This window comes from Mesorhizobium kowhaii (assembly GCF_003253745.1).
In the GTDB taxonomy this organism is placed as follows: domain Bacteria; phylum Pseudomonadota; class Alphaproteobacteria; order Rhizobiales; family Rhizobiaceae; genus Mesorhizobium; species Mesorhizobium kowhaii.
In genome coordinates, this window is sequence record NZ_MZXV01000019.1 from 61207 (window position 1) to 84315 (window position 23109).

Genomic DNA, 23109 nt, shown 5'->3' on the forward strand with positions numbered 1-23109 from the left:
AGGGGAGAAGGGAAGAAACAACTACCGTTGCGCCAGTCGGCTGCTTTCCACGACAATGCCGAGCAGCGCTTGGCGCGCCAGTGCGACGGAAAGATCCGGCCGTCGCCGCGTCTGCAGCACCGCGGTCTGCAGCCGGGTCAGTGCGCGGCCGAGGGCTTCGCTGCTCCAGCGCTCCAGCGCTTTCTCCACCAGCTTGCGCCGCGAGAAAAACACCGGCGGGCGGGCCGCGGCAACCACCGAAGCCGCGTTGCGGCCGGCAGAATCCATCTGGCCGCGCATGGCCTGGATCGACTGCAGCTGCCGCATCGCCGAGGACAGCACCAGGAAGGGCTGGCCGCCGGATTGGCAATGGCGGGTGAAGGCGGTGTCGAAGTCGCCGACCTTGCCTTCGAGAAGCGCGTCGACGGCGTCATCGAAAGAGGCACCGGACACATCACCTGACATCGCCCTGACCTCTTCCAGCCCGATCTCCTTCTGGCCATGCGCGTAGAGAATGAGCTTTTCGATCTCGCCGCGCGAGGCCAGCCGGTCGCCGCCGAGATTGCGGCGCAGCGCCTGCCTGGCTTCAAGCGTCATCGACATGCCGGCCTTGCGCAGTTCGTCGTCGATGACGGCGTCGATGTCACGGGCCTCGTCGGCATAGCACGGCAGCGCCATGGCAATGTCCGCCGCCTCGACGATGGCACGCAGCCCGACGCCCTTCTTGAGATCGCCGGCCTCGATCAGGATGATGGCATCGCGCGGCGGCTCTGCTGTCAGCGCCTTGACGTCGTCGGCCAGCGCCTTCTGGCCGCTGGCATTGCGCACCCATAGCAGCCGCCGGTCGGAAAACATCGGCACGGTGCGGGCCTCGTCGAGCAGCCGGCCCTCGTCGCGGTCGACCTCCGAGCCGTCGAGCCTGACCACCGAGAACGGATCGTCGAGCGGCAGGCCGGTCTTTTCGGCAAAGGCCTTGGCGCGCTCGGCGACGAGGCCGCGATCGGGGCCATAAAGCAGGACGATCGAGATGCGCTGGTCCGGCCGGGCCAGCCAGGAATCGACCTCGAAAGCTTTCTTCTGTGCCATGGGGGTTGGTTAGCACAGCACGAGCGCCGGGTGAACGGCGATCAGCACCGACCCTCCTCCCTTCTCCCCCTGGGGGAGAAGGTGGATTGCCGCAAAGCGGCAAGACGGATAAGGGGTGTTGGACGGAGTGAGACGTTGGCGTTCCCTGGAACACCCCTCATCCGTCGCCTTCGGTGACACCTTCTCCCACAAGGGGAGAAGGAAGGCCGCGCCAAGTCATCCGCCCCCAATCGCCTTATCTGGCGGCAAACCCGGCCCAATCTTGCCCCTAATTGCGCGTCGCTGCCCAACATCGACAAGAAATTTCGCGGACATATCTTCATCCTGTGCTGGGGAGGCTGCATCGGCCGGCGCGGCCGGGACCGAGGCCCGAAGGCTTGCCCGACGAATTCGCACTGGTCTGGCGGCGCAGATATGCAAATATCCTTGGCCAGGCAACATTGGAGGACAAAGGTCATGGCCGATGCTGGGATGTTGCGTTTTCACGTTCCGGAACCGGAAGTGCGGCCGGGCGGAACGCCTGACTTTTCCAACGTGCCCATCCCCAAGGCCGGCTCGGTGCCGCGCCCCGACATCGATGTCGATCCGCGCACCATCCGCGAACACGCCTTCTCGATCATCCGGGTGCTGAACCGCAATGGCGAAGCCGTCGGCCCCTGGGCGGGCCTGCTTTCCAGCGACGAGATTCTGGCCGGCCTGCGTCACATGATGACGCTCAGGACCTTCGATGCCCGCATGCAGATGGCGCAGCGCCAGGGCAAGACCTCCTTCTACATGCAGCATCTGGGCGAAGAGGCGGTGGCCTGCGCCTTCCGCAAGGCACTTGCCCCTGGCGACATGAATTTCCCGACCTATCGCCAGGCCGGCCTGCTCATCGCTGACGGCTATCCGATGGTCACGATGATGAACCAGATCTACTCCAACGAGGCCGACCCGCTGAAGGGCCGGCAGCTGCCGATCATGTATTCGTCGAAGGAGCACGGCTTCTTCTCGATCTCCGGCAATCTGGCGACGCAGTATATCCAGGCGGTCGGCTGGGCGATGGCCTCGGCGATATCGAACGATTCAAAGATCGCCGCAGCCTGGATCGGCGACGGCTCGACGGCCGAGTCCGACTTCCATTCGGCGCTGGTGTTCGCCTCCACCTACAAGGCGCCTGTCGTGCTCAATGTCGTCAACAACCAATGGGCGATCTCGACCTTCCAGGGCATCGCGCGTGGCGGTTCGGGCACCTTCGCTGCCCGCGGCCTCGGCTTCGGCATTCCGTCGCTGCGCGTCGACGGCAATGATTATCTCGCCGTCCATGCGGTGGCCAAATGGGCGGCGGAGCGTGCGCGCAGCAATCTCGGGCCGACGCTGGTCGAATATGTCACCTACCGCGCCGGCGCGCATTCGAGTTCGGACGATCCTTCGGCCTACCGGCCAAAGACCGAATCCGACGCCTGGCCGCTCGGCGATCCGATCGTGCGGCTGAAGAACCACCTCATCCAGCTCGGTGTCTGGTCAGACGAGCGGCATGCGCAGGCCGAGGCGGAAATCCTCGACACGGTGATCGCGGCGCAGAAGGAAGCCGAAAGCCACGGCACGCTGCATGCCGGCGGCAAGCCGTCGACGCGCGACATGTTCGAAGGGCTCTATGCCGAGATGCCGCCACATCTGCGGCGCCAGCGCCAGCAGGCGGGAGTCTGACCATGCCAAGACGGACCATGATCGAGGCCATTCGTGATGCCATGGATGTGTCGATGGGGCGCGACGAGCGGGTCGTCGTGTTCGGCGAGGATGTCGGCTTCTTCGGCGGCGTCTTCCGCTGCACGCAAGGCTTGCAGGCCAAATACGGCAAGAGCCGCTGCTTCGACGCACCGATCAACGAATCCGGCATTGTCGGCTCGGCCATCGGCATGGCCGCCTACGGGCTGAAGCCGTGCGTGGAGATACAGTTTGCCGACTACATGTATCCGGCCTACGACCAGCTGACCCAGGAAGCGGCGCGGCTGCGCTACCGCTCGAACGGCGATTTCACCTGCCCGATCGTGGTGCGCATGCCGACCGGCGGCGGAATCTTTGGCGGCCAGACGCACAGCCAGAGCCCGGAGGCGCTGTTCACCCATGTGTCGGGGCTAAAGACCGTGGTGCCGTCCAACCCGCATGACGCCAAGGGGCTGCTGATCGCGGCGATCGAGGATCCCGATCCGGTGATCTTCCTCGAGCCGAAACGGCTCTACAACGGGCCGTTCGACGGCCATCACGACCGGCCGGTGACGCCATGGTCGAAGCATGAACTGGGCGAGGTCGCCGACGGCCACTACACCGTGCCGCTCGGCAAGGCGGCGATTCGAAGGGCGGGCTCGGCGGTCACCGTGCTGGCCTATGGCACCATGGTCTATGTCGCGCAGGCCGCCGTCGAGGAGACCGGCATCGATGCCGAGATCATCGATCTGAGAACCCTTTTGCCGCTCGATCTCGATACGATCGTCGCTTCGGTCAAGAAGACCGGGCGCTGCGTCATCGTGCACGAGGCGACGCTGACCTCCGGCTTCGGCGCCGAGCTGTCGGCGCTGGTGCAGGAGACCTGCTTCTACCATCTGGAGGCGCCGGTGACGCGGGTCGCCGGCTGGGACACGCCCTATCCGCATGCGCAGGAATGGGACTATTTCCCCGGTCCCGCCCGCGTCGGCCGGGCCCTGCTTGAAACCATGGGAGCTTAAGATGGGCGAACACATCATCAAGCTGCCCGATGTCGGCGAAGGCGTCGCCGAGGCCGAGCTCGTCGAATGGCACGTCAAGATCGGCGACATCGTGCGCGAGGACACCGTGCTCGCCGCCGTCATGACCGACAAGGCGACGGTCGAAATCCCGTCGCCCGTCGATGGCGAGATCCTGTGGCTGGGCGCCGAGATCGGCGACACGGTAGCGATCGGCTCGCCCATCGTGCGGCTGAAGGTGGCGGGCGAGGGCAATGTGAAGCCGCAAGGCGGCGACGTGGAAGCGGTGGCCGCTGAACCGCCGGCGAAGCTGCCGACTCCGAAGCCCGAGACTGCGGCGCCAGCCGCGAAGGCTCCGCCAAAGGCGGGCGGGACAGACGTGAAACCTGCTCCCGCCGTTTCGAAAAGCCCGCAACAGCCATCCGTCCCCGGCGCGCCACGCCCCGAAGGCGAAAAGCCGCTGGCCTCGCCGGCCGTCCGCCTGCGGGCAAAGGAGGCCGGCATCGATCTGCGGCAGGTTTCTGGAACCGGTCCGGCCGGCCGCATCGGCCACGAAGACATCGACGCCTTCCTGGCGCGCGGTCCGCAGGTCGCCAGGACATCCGGCCTCGCCCGCAACGACGCGGTCGAGGACATCAAGGTGGTGGGCTTGAGGCGCAAGATCGCCGAGAAGATGACGCTGTCCAAATCGCGCATCCCGCACATCACCTATGTCGAGGAGATCGACGTCACCGCGCTCGAGGATTTGCGCGCCGCGCTCAACAAGGAAAAGCGCGCGGGCAAGGCGGAGCGGCCCAAGCTGACGCTGTTGCCGTTCCTGATGCGGGCGATGGTCAAGGCGATATCGGACCAGCCCAATCTCAATTCGCTGTTCGACGACGAGGCCGGCGTCATCCACCAGCATGGCGGCATCCATATCGGTATTGCCGCGCAGACGCCGTCGGGGCTGGTGGTGCCGGTGGTCAAGCATGCCGAGGCACGCGACATCTGGGAGTGCGGCGCCGAGGTGATCAGGCTTGCCGAGGCGGCCAAGTCGGGCACCGCGACACGCGACGAGCTGTCCGGATCGACCATCACCATCACCTCGCTCGGCGCCATGGGCGGCGTGGCGACGACGCCGGTCATCAACCATCCGGAAGTGGCGATCATCGGTGTCAACAAGATGATGGTGCGGCCGGTGTGGGACGGCACCCAGTTCATCCCGCGCAAGATGATGAACCTGTCGTCCAGCTTCGACCACCGCGTCATCGACGGCTGGGACGCCGCCGTCTTCATCCAGCGCATCAAGACGCTGCTGGAGACGCCGGCGCTGATTTTTGTGGATTGAGGGAACGATCGAGATGCCGGCGGGACAGCGCCCCCCTCTGCCTTGCCAGGCATCTCCCCCACAAGGGGGGAGATCGGACGTCACGCCGGCTTTCGCCAATTTTCACCGTTTGAGGAGTGAGCGGAGCGCCGATGCAGCCAATCTCCCCCCTCGTGGGGGAGATGTCCGGCAGGACAGAGGGGGGCGCGAAGGATCGCGGCAGAGTGTTCTTTCCGATCCAGCGCGACAACGAGTTAGGGTGCCATGATGAAAGAAATCTCCTGCAAGCTGCTCGTCATCGGCGCTGGGCCCGGCGGCTATATCTCAGCCATCCGTGCCGGCCAGCTCGGTGTCGATACGGTGATCGTCGAGGCCGGCAAGCCCGGCGGCACTTGCCTCAATGTCGGCTGCATCCCCTCCAAGGCGCTGATCCACGCGGCGGAAGAGTTCGAGAAGGTGTCGCACATGGCCGGCGGCAACAGCCCGCTCGGCATCTCGGTCACGGCTCCCGTGCTCGACCTTGCCAGGACTGTCGCCTGGAAGGACGGCATCGTCAGCCGGCTCAACAGTGGCGTCGCCGGCCTGCTCAAGAAGGCCGGGGTGAAGACCGTGCATGGCTGGGCGACGTTCCGCGACGGCAAGACCGTCGCGGTCGAGACCGAGACCGGCGTGCAGGTGATCCGGGCCGAGGCGATCGTCATCGCCACCGGCTCGGCCCCTGTCGAACTGCCGTTCCTGCCGTTCGGCGGCCCGGTGATTTCCTCGACCGAGGCGCTGGCGTTGAGCGAAGTGCCGAAGAAGCTCGCGGTTGTCGGGGGCGGCTATATCGGCCTCGAGCTCGGCATCGCCTTTGCCAAGATGGGCGCTGAGGTGACCGTGGTCGAGGCCTTGCCGCGGGTACTGGCGCAGTATGATGCGGAGCTGACGCGGCCGGTGGTCAAGCGGCTCACCGCACTCGGCATCGAGGTGATGCTGGGTGCCAAGGCCAAGGGGACCAAGGGCGACGCGCTGCTGGTCGAGACTGCTGACGGCAAGAATACCAAGGTCGCCGCCGACAAAATCCTGGTGACGGTCGGGCGCAAGCCGGTGACCGAAGGCTGGGGGCTCGAGCAGATCGATCTTGATATGGCGGGAAAGTTCATCCGCATCGACGATCAGTGCCGCACCTCGATGCGCGGCATCTTCGCCATCGGCGACGTCACCGGCGAGCCGATGCTGGCGCACCGGGCGATGGCGCAAGGCGAAATGGTCGCCGAGATTGTCGCCGGCCACAAGCGCAGCTGGGACAAGCGCTCAATTCCCGCCGTCTGCTTCACCGATCCCGAACTGGTGACGGCTGGTCTCTCGCCGGAGGAGGCGAAGGCTCATGGCGGTGAGATCAAGATCGGGATGTTCCCGTTTGCCGCCAACGGCCGCGCGATGACGAGGCTCGGCGAAGACGGTTTCGTTCGCGTCGTCGCCCGCGCCGACAATCACCTGGTGCTCGGCATCCAGGTGGTTGGGCAGGGCGTGTCGGAACTGGCGGCGGCTTTTGGGCTGGCGCTGGAGATGGGCGCGCGGCTGGAGGATATCGCCGGGACGATCCATGCGCATCCGACGCAAGGCGAAGGGTTCCAGGAAGCAGCGCTCAAGGCGCTGGGGCACGCGCTGCATATCTAATTCGCGACGGCGCAAAACGCAGTGATGCCGGCGGGACAGCGCCCCCCTCTACCCTGCCGGGCATCTCCCCCACAAGGGGGGAGATCGGCTGTTACCGCCGCTTTCGCCAACCTTCCAACATTGTAGAATGTGCGGAGCGCCGAAGCTGCCAATCTCCCCCCCTTGTGGGGGAGATGCCCGGTAGGGCAGAGGGGGGCGCGAAGGATCGCGAACCTATCTTGTTCCAGACACTCAGCTCGCGAGCCGGCTCACCATCTCGTGTTGCGCGTAGGCGCGACCAAAACGGTTGGCGAGGAAGGCGTCGAGCGCGATGTCTTCCTGTTTGACGAAACCGGTCGCCGGCAGGCTGCCGTCGGCCAGCATGTCGAGCACGGCGCAGATGCCGGAGGCGGTGGTGATCTGGATGGCGCTGCGCACGACATCGCCGACGCGCCTGGAGTAGATCTTGTTGGCGTAGGTTTCCTGCAGCAGGCGGCCGTTCTTGCGGCCAGAGACGGTGACGAAGACGATGACGACATCCTGCAGCGTCGCCGGCAGGGCGCTTTCAAAGATGTCCTTCAGCACGTCGCGGCGGTGGCGCAGGCCAAGGTCATTGAGCAGCGCCTTCATGATTGCGGCGTGGCCGGGATAGCGGATGGTGCGGTAGTTCAGCGTGCGCACCTTGCCCTTCAGCGTCTCGGCCAAAGTGCCCAGTCCGCCCGAGGTGTTGAACGCCTCATAGGTGACGCCGTCGAGCGAGAATTCCTCGCGCTCCTCCAGCGGCGGCACTTCGATCAGCTCGCCCTCGACGATCGCCTCGCAAGGCTCACAATATTCGTTGATGACGCCGTCGGTGCTCCAGGTCAGATTGTAGTTCAAGGCATTCGACGGATACTGTGGCAGCGCGCCGACGCGCATGCGCACGCTTTCCAGCGAATCGAAGCGGCTGGCGAGATCATTGGCGACGATCGAGATGAAGCCCGGCGCCAACCCGCATTGCGGGATGAAGGCGCTCTTGCCCGAACGCGCCAGTTCCTTGACCCGCCTGGTGCTGACGACATCCTCGGTGAGGTCGAGATAATGCACGCCGGCGTTTGCCGCCGCCTCGGCGATGCGCGTCGTCAGGTGGAAGGGCGCGGCGCTGAGCACCGCGAACTTGCCGGCCAAAACCGCTTCAAGCGTGCCTGATGCTTCGATGTCGAGCTCCAGCGTGGCAACCGTTGCCGGCAATTCGGCAGCGGTGAGTTGCGCCGCCGAGCGGTCGACGAGGGTGACGTGGTAGTCACCGGTGGCGGCGAGCATCTCGGCAATGGTCGAGCCGATCTTGCCGGCGCCGACTACAACAATTTTCTTCATGACCGATCCCTCACGCAAATGCCTTTGTTCCCACTAGATTCGCAGCTTGCCCGTCGAAAGGAAGCGTGGAATTGTTCGAAACGAAACTCTGATTGCGCACTCTGCCGATGGGATTCGTCGAAATGCTTAGTGAAGCCGAACAGGCCCTGCTTTCCCTGCTGCGCGACAACGCCCGCGCCTCGACCGCCGAACTTGCGCGCAAGCTTGGCGTGTCACGCACGACGGTGCAGAGCCGGATCGAACGGCTGGAGCAGCGCGGCATCATCACCGGCTATGGCGTCCGGCTGGCGCCGGATTACGAACAGGGGCTGGTGCGGGCGCATGTGCTGCTCACCGTGACGCCCAAGCTCGCCGACAAGGTGGTGCGCGGCCTGCAGGCGCTGGCGCCGGTCAGGACGCTGCATTCGGTCAGCGGCAATTTCGACATGATCGTCATCGTCGACGCGCCGTCGATCCGGGACCTCGATATGCTGCTCGACCAGATCGGCGCCATGGACGGGGTCGAGCGCACCTTGTCGTCGATCATCCTGTCGACGCGCATCGATCGGTGAGCGGGCTTGCCGAAAGTTTGCCGGCTAACCCGGCGCTAGCGGAAAACTCACCACCACGGCAAGCCCCGGCCGGCAATCGTCAAGGGCAATGGATGCGCCATGCAAATCGGCGATGGCCCGCACAAGGCTGAGGCCGAGGCCGCTGCCCGGCGTCGACCGGCTGTGGTCCAGCCGGTATAGCCGCTGAAACACTTTCTCGCGCTCGTCGGTGGCAATGCCGGGCCCGTTGTCGGCGACGCCGGCGACAATGCGTTCGCCCTGGCGCGTCACCGACAGTTTGACGGTCGTACCGGGCGGGCAATGGCGCAGCGCATTCTCCACCAGATTGGCGAACATCTGCGTCAACAGCTCGCGATCGCCATGGATCCGGTCCGCCGTTTCATGCAGTTTGGTCGATGACAGCACCTTGCCGTCGTCCTCGGCAACGTCGGTGTAGATCTCGGCGATGGTTTGCAGGATCTCGCCGAGATCGACATCGGTAAAGCGCGCCTTGCGGGCGCCGGCCTCGATCTGGGCGATCCGCAACAGCGCATCGAAGGTCTCGTTGATCTGATAGCCCTCGGCGCGCGCATCGGCCAGATCGTCGGAGACCTCCTGACCTTGCGCGGCTTTGTCGGCGGCGCCTTCCAGGATCATCTGCAGCCGGTTGAGCGGCGTCTTCAGATCGTGGGCGATGTCGGCGCTGACCTGTTTCATGCCTTCGACCAGCGCCGACAGGCGGTCGAGCGCCGCATTGATCTGGCTGGAGACGATGTCGATATCGTCGTCCTTGCCGGTCAGCGGGATGCGGGTGTCCAGCCGGCCATGCGAGACGTCAACCATGGTGGCGGCGATGCCGTCGAGCCGGCGCTGGACGCGCGAGGCGAGCAGTGCGCCGCCGGCGACCGCCAGCCCAGTGATGATCAGGGTTGCCCAGCCGAAGCTCATCATCGCCACCTTTTCCAGCTCCTCCGTTTCGGAAAGGCTGAAAGCGACCGTCAGATTGTTGCCGCCGACCGAGCCGGAATAGGCCCGGTACTCGGTGTCCGGCGGCACGCCGGGCAGTACGGCGTCGAACATCGAGAAGCCGTCGGGAAGCCCCGCCGCGGTGAAGTTGCCGGCCAGATGATTGCCGGCCGCGTCGGTCAGCGAAAACAGCTGCTCCTTCCTGGGGTTGAGCTTTGCATGGCTTTCGATCGTGGCAACCAGGTCCTCACGATCATTCCCGGCGTAGGTCGCCGTCACCACCGAATAGGTTTCCTTGATGGTCTCGTCGAGCCGTTCGGCAAGATCGGCGCTCATCATCTGATAGACGATGGCGCCCGACAGCACGAAGGCCAGCATGAACAGGAAGGCGAACGTCAGCGCGAGCCGGAACGGCGTGCTGCGCAGCAGGCGGGACCATGTCTCCGTCATGGCGGTGCGTGCAGGCTGTAGCCGGTGTTGCGGACGGTGTGGATGAGCTGGGTTTCGAACGGCTTGTCGACCTTGGCCCGCAACCGGCTGATATGGGTTTCGACGACGCTGGTCCTGGGATCGAAATGAAAATCCCAGACGCGCTCCAGAAGCATGGTGCGGGTGATGACGCGGCCTTCGCCGCGCATCAGCACCTCCAGCAGGCTGAACTCCCGCGGCTGCAGGTCGATCGGCTGGCCCCGCCGCGTGACGCGGCGCATGATCAGGTCCATTTCGAGGTCGGCAACCCGCAAAACGGTCTTCTGCTCCTGCGCAGCCGGCCGGCGGCCAAGCGCGTTGATGCGGGCGAGAAGCTCGGAAAAGGCGAAGGGCTTGACCAGATAGTCGTCGCCGCCGGCCTCGAGCCCTTCGACGCGGTCGTCGACGCCGCCGACGGAAGTGAGGAAGATCGCCGGTGTGCGCACCCCGGCGGCGCGCACCGCCTTGATCATCGACAGGCCGTCGAGATCCGGGATCATGCGATCGGCTATGATCACGTCGTAGCTGCCGCTGGTCGCCGCGAAAAGCGCGTCATGCCCGTTGCGCAGCAAGTCGCAGACATGGCCGGCCTCGGTCAAACCCCGGACGATGTAGTCGGCCGTCCTGTGGTCGTCCTCGACAAGCAGAAGTCGCATGGCTGTTCCGGTCCGTGATCGGCGACAGGCTAGCACCGGCATGGGTCTGTTCCTAGGATGGCAGGAGGCCGCGGGCATTTGGGGCGCCCCCCAACTTCGTCATCCTCGGGTCTGCGCTGTGTCGCTGCGCTCCTTGCTCCGCCCGTGGATGACGAAGCGATGGGCCTAGTCCGACTCCAGCAGGATTTCGTCGGCCTCGTCGGCTGTCTTCTTCAGGGTCATGTAAAGAACAAGTGCGATGATGCAGCCAAGGAAGATCAGGCTGGTGAAAATGGTGCCGAAACCCAAGCCGCCCTGTTCGACCGGTTGCGACAGCAGATCGCCGAAGGAGGCGCCAAGCGGCCGCGTCAGGATGTAGGCGAGCCAGAAGGCCAGGATGCCGTCGAGATGGAGCAGGTAATAGGCAAGCGCAATGAGCGCGATGACGCCGCCGAACAGCAGGCCTGACGTCAGATAGCCCATGTCGAAGCTCTCGGCGACCAGGTCGCCGGCGGCGGTGCCGAGCGAGAAGGTGAACAGGATCGCCAGCCAGTAGAAGATCTCGCGACGGGTGGTGACGATGGTGTGGATCGACAGCGTTCTTTCGCTGGCATACCAGACCGCGAATGTCGCGGCGAGCGCCACCGAGAAGGCGATGGTCGTCGTCTGCAGGCGCACACCGAAATTGTCGACCAGATTGTCGGTGATCAGCGTGCCGACGACGCTGATCAGCACCACCGCCAGCCAGTAGGCCCAGGGCACGTAGCGCTTCTGCGCGAACTGCAGGACAAGGGCAGCGATCAGCACGCCGGTCATGATCAGCGAGGTAACCGTCAGCCCAAGGCCGAGGTAGACGGCGAGATAATCGGCCGCCGTTTCACCCATGGTCACCGCCATCAGCTTGATCAGCCAGAAATCGACGGTGACGTCTGGGACCCGGTTGTGGCTCGGTGCGGCGGGGTGTTGCGTAGTGGGAGAGAGCATGGCGGACGTCCCAATGGATGCGGCGGAGCGAAGCGATCCGGCATCCGCACAGTAGGCAGCAGAGTTCACGCTCGCCTGTCCGGCGGCTTACAAATTCGTAAGAATGGGCGCGGACCGCGCGAAAAGCCTTTACGAACGCCTCGCCGTGCGCTGATAGAGGCCGATGCCATGCATCCGCCATCAATGGGGTGGCCCAGTGTCCGCAAGCTTGCCAAACGCCCGCTTGCCAGCGCGCCAGGAAACACGATGACCTACGCTTCCCTAAAACCGGTTTCACGGGCCTTCGACCAGCGCAAGCGGCTGATCTTCGTGCGGGTTGCGGCGGTGCTGGCGGTGCTGCTGCTTTTTCTCACCAAACCGGCTTTTAGCGAGGGTTCGAACGGGCACGAGACGCTCGAATTCTTCGGCTTCTGCCTGGTGCTGGTTTGTGTTGCCGGACGGCTGTGGAGCATCCTTTATGTCGGCGGCAAGAAGAACGAGGAGCTGGTCTCGACGGGACCGTTTTCGATAACCCAGAACCCGCTCTATTTCTTCTCGACGGTCGGGGCGGTCGGCGTCGGATTGCTCTACGGCTCGCTGCTGGCGGCCGTAGCGCTTGGCCTTGCCAGCTTTTTCATCTTTCGAGTCACGGCGCGCAAGGAAGCCGGATTTCTGCTGGGCAAGTTCGGCCCGACCTACCTTGCCTATGTCAAGAGCACGCCCCGGTTCTGGCCAAACCCCCTTCTGTATCGCGACCATGACCTGATGCAGTTCTCGACGCGGGCGCTGAAGCGCACGTTCTTTGACGGGCTCTATTTCCTCGCTATCTTTCCGGCCATCGAACTGGTCGAGCATTTCCGAGCGACCGGCCTGCTGTTTCCGGCCTTCATCACGCTCTACTGATCGGCGGCGGCGTACCTCGCGCTCTAGCCGCCCAGCGGATGCGGCATGTAGCCGACGAAGCCCGCGATCTTCCAGCTTCCGCCGACCTTGGTGCAGAAATACAGCGTCTGCCATTTCAGCCTGTCGACGCTGCCGTCGGCCTTGGCGACCGAGCCGTCGAATTTCTTGTGCAGCACGGCGCGGTCGCCGTCGACATCGATGTCGCGCATGTTGGTGACGCGAAACAGCGCCTCGCGCAGCGGCTCGGCGAATTTTGTCGTTGCCGTCTCCTTGGCCTGGCGCAGCCACTCGTCGCGATAGATGTCCAGCCGCGGAAACTGCAGCCGCCAGGCGTCGGCATTGCTGAGGAAATGCGCGTGCATGCCGAAGAAGCTCGAGGCCACGAAATCATCCTCGACCATCGACCAGTCCTGGCCGATGAAGGCGTCGATGTCGCGCCGTACCAGCATTTCCCAGAGCGCGTGGCGATCGGCATCGCCGGCCGGAAACGGGTTCTTGTCGTAGGTCATCTTTTTACTCTCCCGGTCTGGAAAATGCGTCTGTGCGTTGCAGCGCCATAGCCGCTGACGGCGCGCACGATGCAAGCGCTTCTGTAATAAAGCAACATGAATTCCTGGGAATGTTGCTTTCCAACAAGGCCCTATGAGGATCGCCCCGATCGCGGTAAATGTCGACCGAAGCGGGCGCCGCCACGGCATCCCGCCCTGTCATCAGAGGAGGTCACCCCTTGCCCAAGCAGTGTTTTGGAACGTCACATGTGCCGTTGTCACCGGCAGTGCGCGCCGGCGATTTCGTCTATGTCTCGGGCCAGGTTCCCGTCGGCAGCGACGGCATCGTGGTCAAGGGTGGCATAACGGAACAGACCGAACAGGTGCTCGCCAATGTGAAGGCCGCGCTGGCGCTGGCCGGCTGCACCCTGGACGATGTCGTCAAGACCACGGTCTGGCTGGAGGACGCGCGCGATTTCGGCGCCTTCAACGCCGTCTATTCCAGGCACTTTCCGAAGAACCCGCCGGCCCGCTCCACGGTCGAATCGCGGCTGATGATCGACATCAAGATCGAAGTCGAGGCCGTCGCCTACCGGCCGGTGTGAGTCTCTGAGGCGGCAAAACAACGAACCGGAGGTGACCTCAATGCAATTCGACCTCCTGCTCAGGGGCGGACGGCTGATCGATCCGGCGTCCGGCCTCGATGCGCCGCGCGACGTCGCCATCGCCAATGGCCGCATTGCCGCGGTCGATGCCGATATCCCGGCCGACCGCGCCGCGCAGGTCGTCGATGCCAGCGGCTGCATCGTCACGCCCGGCCTCGTCGACCTGCACAGCCACGTCTATTGGGGCGGCACCTCGCTCGGCGTCGATGCCGACCGGCTGGCCGCCAAGAGCGGCACCACCACCTTCATCGATGCGGGCAGTGCGGGTGCGGGCAATTTCCTTGGCTTCCGCCGCCACGTCATGGAGCGCTCGAAGGTGCGCATCCTGGCCTATGTCAACATTTCCTTTGCCGGCATCTTCGGCTTTTCGCAGACGGTGTCGGTCGGCGAGTGCAGCGATCTCAGGCTCTGTGAGCCGCGCGAGGTCGTGGCTGCGGCGCGCGAGCACCGCGATGTCGTCGTCGGCGTGAAAGTCCGCTCCGGCCGCCATGCCGGCGGCACCAGCGGCATCGCCCCGGTCGACCTGGCGCTGGAGGCCGCCGACCAGGCCGGCCTGCCGCTGATGGCGCATATCGACGAGCCGCCGCCCGGCCGTTCCGAAGTGCTGCCGCGGCTGCGCAAGGGTGACATCCTCACCCATTGCTTCCGGCCGTTCCCCAACGCGCCGGTGTTCGCCTCCGGCGCGGTGCGGCCGGACATGCGGCTGGCGCGCGAGCGCGGCGTCATCTTCGACCTTGGCCATGGCATGGGCTCGTTCGATTTCACGGTCGCGCGGGCCATGCTCGAGGAGGGGCTGGCGCCCGACGTGATCAGCAGCGACGTGCATCTCTACTGCGTCGACGGGCCGGCCTTCGACATCCTGGTCTGCATGTCGAAGCTCTTGGCGCTCGGCATGCCGCTGGTCGAGGTTCTGCGCGCGGCGACGCAAGCGCCGGCTCGGGCGATCGCGAGGCCTGATCTCGGCACACTGGCGGTTGGCACCGTCGGCGATGTCGCCGTGCTCCGGCAGCCCCCGGGCCGCTTCACCTTCGTCGACGCGGTCGGCGCCTCGCTGGTCGCCGACCAGCGGCTGGTTTCGGAAGGCATCGTCATCGGCGGCACCTGGTGGCCGAACGAAGCGGTCAACGATGCCAGCGAGACCGAGCGTTTCGAGGCGCATGCGCACCACACCCATGTCGAGGTCGCGGCCCGGCATTTCGGGCACCGGCATGAGTGACAGCTTACGACCGGCCGGAATTGCTCGGCGCCCCATAAACCGGCGTTGCGATGCCTTCCATCCGTGCCTTGATCTGCAGCGCGACGTATTTCGAATAGAAGCGCGATAGAGCCAGATTGCCGCCGTGGAACCACAGCGCCTCCTGCGCCGTCGGCTTCCACATATTGCGCAGCTCGCCTTGCCATGGTCCGGGGTCGCCTTTCACGCCCGAGCCGAGCCCCCAGCAGGGGCCGACCTTGTCGGCGACCTCGCGCGAGACGATCGCGGCCACGGTCTCGTTCATCGACTGATAGCCGGTGCAGGCGATGATCGCGTCGGCGGCAAGCTCGCTGCCATCCTCGAAAAGGATGCCGGTCGGCGTCAGCGACTTGATGGCGACGCCGCTGCGGACGCCGATCTCGCCGTCGATGATCAGGTCGGAGGCGCCGACATCGATGTAGAAGCCGGAGCCGGTGCGGTAGGCCTTCATCAACAGGCCGGTCTCGTCATCGCCGAAATCGATGGCGAAGCCGGCGGCGCGCAGGCGGTCGTAGAAGGCCGCGTCGCGGGCCTTGATCACCTCGTAGAGTGCCCGCTGGCCCTTCGGCACCAGCGCGAAGGGCGTCGAGGCGACGATCATGTCGGCCTTCTCGGTGCTGATGCCGCGCGCCAGCGCGTTCTCCGAGAAGATCTCGAAGCCGATTTCCATCAGCGTATCCGATTTGACCACCGTGGTCGGCGCGCGCTGGATCATGGTCACCTCGGCGCCGCTCTCCCAGAGATCGACGCTGACATCATGGCCCGAGCTTGCCGCGCCGATGACGGCAACGCGTCTGCCACGGAATTTCTCGCCGCTGGAATACTGGCTGGAATGCAGCAACTCGCCCTTGAATTGATCGGCACCCGGCAGATCGATACGCCGTGGCGGACCATAGGCGCCGGTGGCGAAAACGATGTGCTTCGGCTTCAGCGTGATGTGGCGGCCGACGCGGTCGACGACGACGGTCCAGACCTTCTCGGCCTCGTCATAGGAAGCGCTGAGGCACTTCGTGGCGACCCAGTAGTTGAGCTCCATGACGCGCGTGTACATTTCCAGCCAGTCGCCCATCTTGTCCTTGGGCGTGAACACCGGCCAGTTTTCCGGAAACGGAATGTAGGGCAGATGGTCGTACCAGACCGGGTCGTGCAGCACGAGCGAGCGGTAGCGGTTGCGCCAGGAATCGCCGGGCCGCGCGTTCTTCTCGATGACGATGGTGGGCACGCCGAGCTGGCGCAGCCGTGCGCCCAGCATGATGCCGCCCTGGCCGCCGCCGATGACCAGGCAGTAGGGCTGTTCCCCGGCGCCGAGGTCGCGCGTCTCGCGCGCCCGTGCCTCCGACCAGGTTTCGCGGTCGGGGTCGGCCTTGTGGCGCACGCCCAGCGGCCGCGCCGGTCCCTTGCGTTCTTCGAACCCCTTGAGGTCGGTCATCGCCGTGAACAGGGTGCGGCAGCGGCCATCGTGCAGGCGCATGACGCCCTGGCCAGAAGCATCAGCTGTTTCGAAGCTGAACCAGGCCTCGATGCCCTCGTCCGAGGTCGCCTCGCCGGTCAGCTGCCACGCGGCCGGCTTCGTCGTCGCCAGCGTCGACGCCAGCATGCCGGCGATCGCCTCGCGACCTTCCATGGTCGTGATGTTCCAGGTGAAGGTCAGGAGATCGCGCCAGTAGCAGTCGTCGACGAACAGGTTGCTTGCCGCTGTCCCATCGCCCGCTTCGAGCGCCTTGGCAAAAGATCCGAGCCATGCGGCTGCCTGTTTCGATGGTGCCATGTCGAGCATTTCTGTCCTCTTTCTGCCATGTTGCACGGCCCGGTCTTCCCTTCTCCCACAAGGGGAGAAGGAAAAGGCCCCGCCTCAATCCCCGAGCGGCTCCATCTCCTTGCCGGTGCGGTGGATCTGGGCGTTGTACTTGATGCGGCGCACGGTCTCGCGGGCCGAGCCTGTAGGCGGACGCCACCGCCAGCAGGTCGATCGCCGCCAGGAAGGCGAATCGCGAGGCCGTCGGCTTCAGCGTGTCGGGATATTCGGGCACTGCCACCCGTCAGCCGGATATCGCAGGCGCGCGCGAGTTCGGTGTCGGGCGCCGTCACGGCGATCGCGTTGGCGCGGTAGTGCTTGGCGAGTTCGACGGCCTCGATCACTTCGCGCGTGCGTCCCGTCGCCGAAATGGCGATCACCAGGTCGCCCGGCTTCAGGGTCGAGGCGGTCATGCGCATCAGATAGGGGTCGCACTGGGCGCTGATGGTGATGCCGTAGCGAAACAGCCGGTACTGGGTTTCCTGCGCCAGCGCCGAAGAGCTGCCGCCGAGGCCAAAGACGGTGACCTGGCGTGCCTTGGCGATCAGCTCGGCCGCCTTCTGCAGCTGTGCCGGGTCAAGCTGCCGCTCGGCCTCCTGCAGCGCCCGGCGGGCTTCGCCGAACACGGCGTTCCAGAATGGCATGCCATTGTCGCCGCTGGTCGGCAGTGGCTTGCTCAGATAGAGCGCGCCGACAACGAGGCTCTGCGCCAGCTTCAGCTTGAAGTCGCGCACGCCCTCGCAGCCGATGGCGCGGCAGAACCGGGTCACCGTCGGTTCGCTGACCCCGGCACGCTGGGCCAGGGCGGCGTTGGAAGCATCGACGGCGTATTTGACGTCGTCGAGCACGACATCGGCGACGCGGCGTTCGGCCGGGCGCAACTCGCTGTAGGAATCCTTGACCATCGAGATGATGTCAGGGATGCGCCGGACAGGTTCGCGCCCCTCCGCATCGTGGCTTGGAACAGGCTCTTCCTGGCTGCCAGCTTCGGTCATGAAGTCATGTCTTTCCCGGCGTTTCACAGAGCTGGCTTCTTACCATGTTTGCACGCCATGGCTCCATGTCGCGGGCTACGATCTCTTCGCCGGCGCTAGGGACTGGCCTAGGCTACCCAATCGTCTCCAGCCGCCTTGGCAAACGGTTCATGGCAACAGGCCCGTCCGGCATGATCAGGAACTGGTCCTCGAGATTGAAGCTGGCAAGGCCGTCGATGTAGAGCGGGATTTCGAAGGCCAGCACCATGCCGGTTTCGATCACGACATCGCTGCCGGCCGCAATGAACGGCCATTGTTCGGAAAAGACCGACTGGCCGACGCCATGGCCGAAATGGCCACGGCGGTAGGAGCGTAGCCCTTGCCGCGCCAGGCTGTCGCTGGCGATGCGGTGCACGTGGCCGAGCGCGTTTCCCGGAACAAGGGCCGCCAGCCCATCCGCGAAGGCCCGCTCGGCGATCGCATGCAGCTCGGCCTGTTCGGCGGATGGCGGCCCGAAAATGAAGTTGCGCGACATGTCGGAAGCATAGCCGCCGACGGTGCAGACCATGTCGCACTTCAGCGGATCGCCGGGCATGGCCTTCGCATCGGCGCCTTTGGCCCGGGCGCCCAGCGTCACATATTCGGCTGTCGCGACCGGATGGGACAGGCCGGCCGCGGCCGTGGCAACACCTTCCCGGTAGAGGGAAATGAGATCGGCCTGGCGCATGCCGGCCATGGCATCCACCTGCAGCCGGTCCAGCCCGGCTTCCGACAGGATGATGCCTTGCTGGAGCAGCTCGATCTCGCGTTGCGACTTGATCGCCCGCAACCGATCGAGCACCGCCGAACCGTCGACCATCGAACAGCCCGGCAGCATCGCCTGGAGGACCGAGAAATCGGTGACGGCGATGAAATCGAGATCGACGCCGATCGTGGCGTGGTCAAGCCCGAAGCCGGCGAGGATCTGCTTCAGCTCGCGGACGGAATTGGCCAGCTCGAATGTCGCCGGCCGGGAAAAGTCCGGCGGCCGACCAGAGGATGCGAGACCGGCCTCGATGCGTTGCGCCAGCGCGGAGGTCGAGGCGTCAAGCGTGGTGGATTCTATCCAGATCGGGTGGCTGCGGACCACGGCGTCCGGCAATGCCGCCTGCAACTGAGCCGCGTTGAAGTCTGCCACCACGACGCCGATCGGCAGCTCTTGCCGGACCGGGATGACGACGAAGCCGGCGCCCGCCCGCCGGAACAGTCCCGCCGGGCCGATCCAGGCACCGGTCGCATAGTGGAAGGCCTCGGGCGCGCAAAGCACCAGCGCCTCAATGCCGGCGCGTTCCATCAGTTGCGTCGCGCGCAGGCGGTCGACAAAGCCCGTCATGAATTTTCTCCGGATGTCCGAAGCAGCAACGGAGCATTCCGAGTATGGACAATCAAGCGGCAAGATGCTGCGGGGGCTGACCGCCGCTATCGCCTCGGGTTTGGATTCACACCCCACCCTTTTCCAGACGTTGGCGCTGCCCCTCACCTGCCTGCCAGCAGGGCGATGAGGGGCGGCGCCGACTCGACAATTGGTGGCCTCCGCCACGACGGCTGCAAGAAACACCGGCCGGGTCAGCTATTTGATGGATTCCAGCTTGGCGACGGCGGCCGTGAAGCCAGCCAGCGAGACCGGAATGGTGACCGGCTTGCGGGTGACCGATTCCATGCCGATGTTCAGATTGGTTCCCGACTTCATGGCCTTGGCGCGTCCGCCACGATGTTGAGCAGATCGCGTATGGTAGTGGCAGTGGGCTGCCCATGATCTTAGTCGCCGCCACAATCACGCCCGATAGGATCTGTTTCGATGAAACTTCGAAGATGAATTTCAAAATAGGCCTAGGCCGACCCCAAATGGGCCCTACCAGACCGTGCAGGTAGCCTAGGCGCCTAGGGTAATCGTTTGACCTACCGTTGGCCTAGTCACCGCGAAGCATGAGCATTACCGAAACCGGTGCAGTTGAACCTTCCCCTGTGGAAGGTGAACCGTTTCGGAAGCGAAAAAGACGCTGAATCCCTTGCATTCTTGCGTCATACGTTTTACCAGCCGTTGGCTACGGCAGCCTTGCCTGCTTCCACCAAACCGTTCCAGGCTTTCCGACTGATCGGAGACACTCACATCCCCATGCTTCTCGGGTTTCCGACCTTCGTCGCGTCTGGGACACGTAGGTCTAGATCATACATGAAGGTGCTCACCGAACACCAACGACACTGGCCCTTCAGCTGATGCACTGGACATAAAGGCTGTCGGGCCAGGAACGGACCTGCCCTCAACCAGCTCATTTTCTGGGCTTCATATTCAGGGTTATTGCTTCACTCTCCTCGTGGCCTGCTGACATTCGAGCACCAGTCGCGGCTATTTGGGCCTCTATCCGATTGACAAGCGCGACATAACGGGGATGAGCGCGGAGCGAGTCGAGGTCACTATCCTGACGCATCCAAGGCATGCGCAAAATGAGGTAGGCATGTGATGCAGTTAGCTGACGTTCCAGGCAATCGATAGCCTGCTCCGTCTTGCCCAGCTTCGCATAAAAACAGCCTATGTTGTACTGAACCGCAATGTTGTCTCCGGCGAACATTTCAGCACGGGAGGCCCACGACAGCGCGCGTTCAATCTCGCCAATTTCCACCAGCATTGTGGCGCCGTAACATAGCGCGGTGGCATTGTCGGGATGCGCTTTGACTTCCTTTTCCACTCCCAGCACACCTTGCCTTGCTGCTTCCTTGGCGTCGTCGCTGCGGCCAAGTGAAACATAGACCATCACTAGATTGGTCCAGACCCGATAGTCATCGGGTGACAACGATGCGGCACGCTCGTACAGAGCGGCAGCTTTCTCGTATTGACCTTGAATGAAACAATTCCGGCCGTAAGAGAAATAGGTATCGGAAGAACTGGCGTCTAACTCTAAAGCTCGCTCGAACTCCACTTCCGCCTCGGCATACCGGCCATTTACGAACAAGGCCCCGCCACGTGATGCGTGGGCGTCGGCGAGACCTGGCTCAAGTTCCAGCGCCCGTGTGCTGTTGGAAAGGACTGCCTCGAAGCTGGCGTCGGGATCGTTGCAAGTCAACAGAAGCCACTCACAATCAGCCAAAGCGGCATAAGCGCGCGCATAATTTGGGTCAATTTCAACAGCTCTGGCAAACAGTCGCTGCGCTGTTTTGATAAACTTGGTCTCGACTCCCCTATTGAGGAACGACCTGCCCATCAACAGCGTCTCGTAAGCCTCTGGGTTGTCGGTCGAGCGGTTTGTAATTGTCGCCAGTTCTTCGGGCAACAGCTTCACTTTGAGCACGTCGACAATGCTTTTGGATATCTCGTCCTGAAGGGCAAAGATATCGTCCAGCGTCCGGTCATACCGCTCGGCCCAGATATGGTCACCGCCACGACCATTGATTAGCTGAGCCGTGATACGCACTCGCCCTCCAGCCTTGCGTACACTTCCTTCCAGGACGTAGGCGACATTCAGCTTCTTCGCCACCTCCTCGATCAATACCGCCTTGCCCTTGAAGGTAAAGACGGTATTGCGCGCGACGACGGAGAGTCCGGACGCTTTCGAAAGGTCGGTGATAATGTCCTCGGTGATGCCGTCGGAAAAGTACTCCTGCTCGGGATCGCCGCTCATATTCGCAAAGGGCAGGACCGCAATCGAGGGTTTTTTCGGGAGTGCAGCCGCGGGTTGCGCCGCACGTCTGCCGGTCCCGCCTGTTCCGGCGCGATAAACCCGCACTGGCTTTGCAATGTTCTTGAGTGTGTGCTCGCCCAGATCATCGAACGCCAATGCCAGCTTGCCGGTGACATGATCGTGCACGGTGGCGGAGACGTAGATGCCGCCGGGCTCAGCCAGACCCTCCAGCCGCGCGGCCACGTTGACACCGTCGCCATAGAGATCACTGCCCTCGACGATGACGTCGCCCAGATTGATGCCGATACGCAGGACGATGCGGTAGGCCTCCGCCACGCTCTCGTTGGCCCCGGCAAAACCCTTCTGTAATTCGACGGCGCATTGGACGGCATCAACCGCACTGCCAAATTCCACCAGCACACCGTCGCCCATCACCTTGACCACGCGGCCGTGGTGCCGGGCAACTACTGGAACCAGAACATCGCGCCGCCGCGCTTTGAGAGCGGCCAGTGTGCCAGCCTCGTCGTGCTCCATGAGGCGCGAAAAGCCAACGACATCAGCAGCCAGAATCTCGGCAAGGCGGCGTTGGGTTCGAATCTCGGCCATGCGGGTTGAATACTTTCAGAAAGCCCGGCACCTGGGATTGTATGATACAGGCTAGGGTTACTAACTGCCATTGAAAAGCCAGGCAGATAGATCAAGGGCATTTCCATATAACTAGAACACATGACCCGCGCGCCAGGAAGTTCGCGCAGGCTACGTGGTCACCCGGTGGACACCGAAGAGAAAATGCAAAACGGCCACCTCTCGGCAGCCGCTTTAATTGCTTGATTTCCCTGGAGGAAATTGGAGCGGGTGAAGCGATTCGAACGCTCGACCCCAACCTTGGCAAGGTTGTGCTCTACCCCTGAGCTACACCCGCTCACACGGCGTCTTGGCCGCAAGCCGGGCCTATATGGCTGAAGAGCGCGGCGATTGCAACAGGGAAATGTCAGGCATTTTGCAATGCGGCAGGCGATGCCGGCAAGCCGCCAGCGCTAATGCATGTCGCCCAAAAGTGGCCCCGGTTTTGGGAGAACGACATGCATAAAAACAAAGAGGCTAAAGCGCGTCGCCTGAATCCGTTCAAACGCGACGCGCTTTAGTCGGCGGGTGCGTTCACCGCCATGTCGCATGACGGTCTTGTGTCGGCCGCCCCATTGGCCGTAAACGGCTTGGCAGGAAACGGGACGAAGACGAAAACCGATGCCGAAGACCGAAGCTGACCTGATGGAATTTCTTGCCGAACTCGGCATCGCTGCCTCGACGCGGCGCCACCCGCCGCTGTTCACGGTTGCCGATTCGCAAGCGCTGCGCGGCGAAATCGCCGGTGGCCACACGAAAAACCTGTTCCTGAAGGACAAGAAGGACAATTTCTTCCTGGTCACCGTCGGCGAGGAGGCGGTCGTCGACCTGAAGCAGATCCACCAGGTGATCGGTGCCGCCGGCCGCGTTTCCTTCGGCAGGCCGGAGATGCTGATGGAGCTGCTCGGCGTGGCGCCGGGCGCGGTCACGGTCTTCGGCCTGATCAACGACAGGGCGGGCCGGGTCAAGGTCGTTCTCGACAAGGCGCTGATGGATCATGCGATGATCAACGCGCATCCGCTGACCAATGAGGCGACGACGTCGGTCGCGGCGGGCGACCTGATCAGATTCGTCGAGGCAACCGGGCACGATGCTGTTATCTTGAAAGTCTCCGCGTGATCGCCACATGGATGGCTTAAGT

Annotated in this window: 19 protein-coding genes, 1 tRNA gene and 1 pseudogene; 9 read left to right on the top strand and 12 right to left on the bottom strand. The window is 64.0% G+C overall.

The features are described from left to right. Nucleotides 1-21: 21 nt before the first annotated feature. Nucleotides 22-1065, bottom strand: coding sequence for a DNA polymerase III subunit delta (gene holA / locus B5V02_RS09900; protein ID WP_111544048.1), 1044 nt, complete (start codon nucleotides 1063-1065; stop codon nucleotides 22-24). Between the two features lie 456 nt (nucleotides 1066-1521). Between holA and B5V02_RS09905 the strand changes: the two genes are divergently transcribed. The 4 genes from B5V02_RS09905 (at nucleotide 1522) to lpdA (ending at nucleotide 6732) form a co-directional block, all read left to right on the top strand. Further along, nucleotides 1522-2754, top strand: a complete 1233-nt coding sequence (locus tag B5V02_RS09905; RefSeq protein WP_111544049.1) for a 3-methyl-2-oxobutanoate dehydrogenase (2-methylpropanoyl-transferring) subunit alpha — start codon at nucleotides 1522-1524, stop codon at nucleotides 2752-2754. A 2-nt stretch (nucleotides 2755-2756) separates the two neighbouring features. Further along, nucleotides 2757-3770, top strand: coding sequence for an alpha-ketoacid dehydrogenase subunit beta (locus B5V02_RS09910; RefSeq protein WP_111544050.1), 1014 nt, complete (start codon nucleotides 2757-2759; stop codon nucleotides 3768-3770). Nucleotide 3771: 1 nt separating this feature from the next. Further along, nucleotides 3772-5094 carry a dihydrolipoamide acetyltransferase family protein gene (locus tag B5V02_RS09915; RefSeq protein WP_111544051.1) on the top strand — a complete coding sequence of 441 codons (1323 nt, stop codon included), beginning with the start codon at nucleotides 3772-3774 and terminating at the stop codon, nucleotides 5092-5094. Nucleotides 5095-5340: 246 nt separating this feature from the next. Further along, nucleotides 5341-6732 carry a dihydrolipoyl dehydrogenase gene (gene lpdA / locus B5V02_RS09920; RefSeq protein ID WP_111544161.1) on the top strand — a complete coding sequence of 464 codons (1392 nt, stop codon included), beginning with the start codon at nucleotides 5341-5343 and terminating at the stop codon, nucleotides 6730-6732. 231 nt (nucleotides 6733-6963) lie between these two features. On the opposite strand, the gene B5V02_RS09930 is transcribed toward lpdA, so the two are convergent. Further along, nucleotides 6964-8067, bottom strand: a complete 1104-nt coding sequence (locus B5V02_RS09930) for a saccharopine dehydrogenase family protein (protein WP_111544052.1) — start codon at nucleotides 8065-8067, stop codon at nucleotides 6964-6966. Between the two features lie 122 nt (nucleotides 8068-8189). On the opposite strand from B5V02_RS09930, the gene B5V02_RS09935 reads away from it, so the two are divergent. Next, on the top strand, nucleotides 8190-8618 hold the full coding sequence (locus B5V02_RS09935) for an Lrp/AsnC family transcriptional regulator (protein WP_095084380.1): 429 nt from the start codon (nucleotides 8190-8192) through the stop codon (nucleotides 8616-8618). A gap of 24 nt (nucleotides 8619-8642) precedes the next feature. Here B5V02_RS09935 and B5V02_RS09940 read toward each other — a convergent pair whose 3' ends face one another. The 3 genes from B5V02_RS09940 to B5V02_RS09950 form a co-directional block, all read right to left on the bottom strand. After that, nucleotides 8643-10013: a sensor histidine kinase gene (locus B5V02_RS09940; RefSeq protein WP_111544053.1), complete on the bottom strand. Its 1371-nt coding sequence runs from the start codon at nucleotides 10011-10013 to the stop codon at nucleotides 8643-8645. Then, nucleotides 10010-10687 (bottom strand): winged helix-turn-helix domain-containing protein, encoded by a 678-nt coding sequence (locus tag B5V02_RS09945; protein ID WP_111544054.1) that lies wholly within the window; start codon nucleotides 10685-10687, stop codon nucleotides 10010-10012. The genes B5V02_RS09940 and B5V02_RS09945 overlap by 4 nt, the downstream gene beginning before the upstream one ends. Before the next feature lie 165 nt (nucleotides 10688-10852). Further along, on the bottom strand, nucleotides 10853-11650 hold the full coding sequence (locus tag B5V02_RS09950; RefSeq protein WP_111544055.1) for a COG4705 family protein: 798 nt from the start codon (nucleotides 11648-11650) through the stop codon (nucleotides 10853-10855). A gap of 246 nt (nucleotides 11651-11896) precedes the next feature. On the opposite strand from B5V02_RS09950, the gene B5V02_RS09955 reads away from it, so the two are divergent. Continuing rightward, complete coding sequence (locus B5V02_RS09955; protein WP_111544056.1) at nucleotides 11897-12532, top strand: methyltransferase family protein; 636 nt, start codon at nucleotides 11897-11899, stop codon at nucleotides 12530-12532. A gap of 23 nt (nucleotides 12533-12555) precedes the next feature. On the opposite strand, the gene B5V02_RS09960 is transcribed toward B5V02_RS09955, so the two are convergent. Next, nucleotides 12556-13041, bottom strand: coding sequence for a hypothetical protein (locus B5V02_RS09960; protein WP_111544057.1), 486 nt, complete (start codon nucleotides 13039-13041; stop codon nucleotides 12556-12558). Nucleotides 13042-13259: 218 nt separating this feature from the next. On the opposite strand from B5V02_RS09960, the gene B5V02_RS09965 reads away from it, so the two are divergent. Both B5V02_RS09965 and B5V02_RS09970 read left to right on the top strand, forming a co-directional pair. Next, nucleotides 13260-13625: a RidA family protein gene (locus B5V02_RS09965; protein ID WP_111544162.1), complete on the top strand. Its 366-nt coding sequence runs from the start codon at nucleotides 13260-13262 to the stop codon at nucleotides 13623-13625. A 40-nt stretch (nucleotides 13626-13665) separates the two neighbouring features. Beyond that, complete coding sequence (locus B5V02_RS09970; RefSeq protein WP_111544058.1) at nucleotides 13666-14901, top strand: amidohydrolase/deacetylase family metallohydrolase; 1236 nt, start codon at nucleotides 13666-13668, stop codon at nucleotides 14899-14901. A gap of 4 nt (nucleotides 14902-14905) precedes the next feature. Here B5V02_RS09970 and B5V02_RS09975 read toward each other — a convergent pair whose 3' ends face one another. The 6 genes and pseudogenes from B5V02_RS09975 to B5V02_RS10000 form a co-directional block, all read right to left on the bottom strand. After that, on the bottom strand, nucleotides 14906-16696 hold the full coding sequence (locus tag B5V02_RS09975; RefSeq protein ID WP_111544059.1) for an NAD(P)/FAD-dependent oxidoreductase: 1791 nt from the start codon (nucleotides 16694-16696) through the stop codon (nucleotides 14906-14908). Between the two features lie 320 nt (nucleotides 16697-17016). Further along, nucleotides 17017-17709, bottom strand: a pseudogene (locus B5V02_RS41495) (MurR/RpiR family transcriptional regulator); the annotation flags it as partial. Nucleotides 17710-17821: 112 nt separating this feature from the next. Continuing rightward, nucleotides 17822-19060, bottom strand: a complete 1239-nt coding sequence (locus tag B5V02_RS09985) for a M24 family metallopeptidase (protein WP_111544060.1) — start codon at nucleotides 19058-19060, stop codon at nucleotides 17822-17824. Between the two features lie 237 nt (nucleotides 19061-19297). Next, nucleotides 19298-19417, bottom strand: coding sequence for an invasion associated locus B family protein (locus tag B5V02_RS09990; RefSeq protein WP_245445836.1), 120 nt, complete (start codon nucleotides 19415-19417; stop codon nucleotides 19298-19300). Nucleotides 19418-19997: 580 nt separating this feature from the next. Beyond that, on the bottom strand, nucleotides 19998-21950 hold the full coding sequence (locus B5V02_RS09995; RefSeq protein ID WP_111544061.1) for an adenylate/guanylate cyclase domain-containing protein: 1953 nt from the start codon (nucleotides 21948-21950) through the stop codon (nucleotides 19998-20000). Nucleotides 21951-22191: 241 nt separating this feature from the next. After that, nucleotides 22192-22266 (bottom strand) — tRNA-Gly (locus tag B5V02_RS10000). A 323-nt stretch (nucleotides 22267-22589) separates the two neighbouring features. On the opposite strand from B5V02_RS10000, the gene B5V02_RS10005 reads away from it, so the two are divergent. Further along, nucleotides 22590-23087 carry a prolyl-tRNA synthetase associated domain-containing protein gene (locus B5V02_RS10005; RefSeq protein ID WP_111544062.1) on the top strand — a complete coding sequence of 166 codons (498 nt, stop codon included), beginning with the start codon at nucleotides 22590-22592 and terminating at the stop codon, nucleotides 23085-23087. Nucleotides 23088-23109: the final 22 nt, after the last annotated feature.

Coding starts and splice junctions, on each gene's coding strand:
- B5V02_RS09915 (WP_111544051.1), top strand. CDS start 3,772: ATGGGCGAACACATCATCAAGCTGCCCGATGTCGGCGAAGGCGTCGCC.
- B5V02_RS09960 (WP_111544057.1), bottom strand. CDS start 13,041: ATGACCTACGACAAGAACCCGTTTCCGGCCGGCGATGCCGATCGCCAC.
- B5V02_RS09995 (WP_111544061.1), bottom strand. CDS start 21,950: ATGGCCGAGATTCGAACCCAACGCCGCCTTGCCGAGATTCTGGCTGCT.
- B5V02_RS09985 (WP_111544060.1), bottom strand. CDS start 19,060: ATGACGGGCTTTGTCGACCGCCTGCGCGCGACGCAACTGATGGAACGC.
- B5V02_RS09940 (WP_111544053.1), bottom strand. CDS start 10,013: ATGACGGAGACATGGTCCCGCCTGCTGCGCAGCACGCCGTTCCGGCTC.
- B5V02_RS09945 (WP_111544054.1), bottom strand. CDS start 10,687: ATGCGACTTCTGCTTGTCGAGGACGACCACAGGACGGCCGACTACATC.
- B5V02_RS09955 (WP_111544056.1), top strand. CDS start 11,897: ATGACCTACGCTTCCCTAAAACCGGTTTCACGGGCCTTCGACCAGCGC.
- lpdA (WP_111544161.1), top strand. CDS start 5,341: ATGAAAGAAATCTCCTGCAAGCTGCTCGTCATCGGCGCTGGGCCCGGC.
- B5V02_RS09935 (WP_095084380.1), top strand. CDS start 8,190: ATGCTTAGTGAAGCCGAACAGGCCCTGCTTTCCCTGCTGCGCGACAAC.
- B5V02_RS09910 (WP_111544050.1), top strand. CDS start 2,757: ATGCCAAGACGGACCATGATCGAGGCCATTCGTGATGCCATGGATGTG.
- B5V02_RS09950 (WP_111544055.1), bottom strand. CDS start 11,650: ATGCTCTCTCCCACTACGCAACACCCCGCCGCACCGAGCCACAACCGG.
- B5V02_RS09970 (WP_111544058.1), top strand. CDS start 13,666: ATGCAATTCGACCTCCTGCTCAGGGGCGGACGGCTGATCGATCCGGCG.
- B5V02_RS10005 (WP_111544062.1), top strand. CDS start 22,590: ATGCCGAAGACCGAAGCTGACCTGATGGAATTTCTTGCCGAACTCGGC.
- holA (WP_111544048.1), bottom strand. CDS start 1,065: ATGGCACAGAAGAAAGCTTTCGAGGTCGATTCCTGGCTGGCCCGGCCG.
- B5V02_RS09930 (WP_111544052.1), bottom strand. CDS start 8,067: ATGAAGAAAATTGTTGTAGTCGGCGCCGGCAAGATCGGCTCGACCATT.
- B5V02_RS09905 (WP_111544049.1), top strand. CDS start 1,522: ATGGCCGATGCTGGGATGTTGCGTTTTCACGTTCCGGAACCGGAAGTG.
- B5V02_RS09990 (WP_245445836.1), bottom strand. CDS start 19,417: ATGAAGTCGGGAACCAATCTGAACATCGGCATGGAATCGGTCACCCGC.
- B5V02_RS09975 (WP_111544059.1), bottom strand. CDS start 16,696: ATGCTCGACATGGCACCATCGAAACAGGCAGCCGCATGGCTCGGATCT.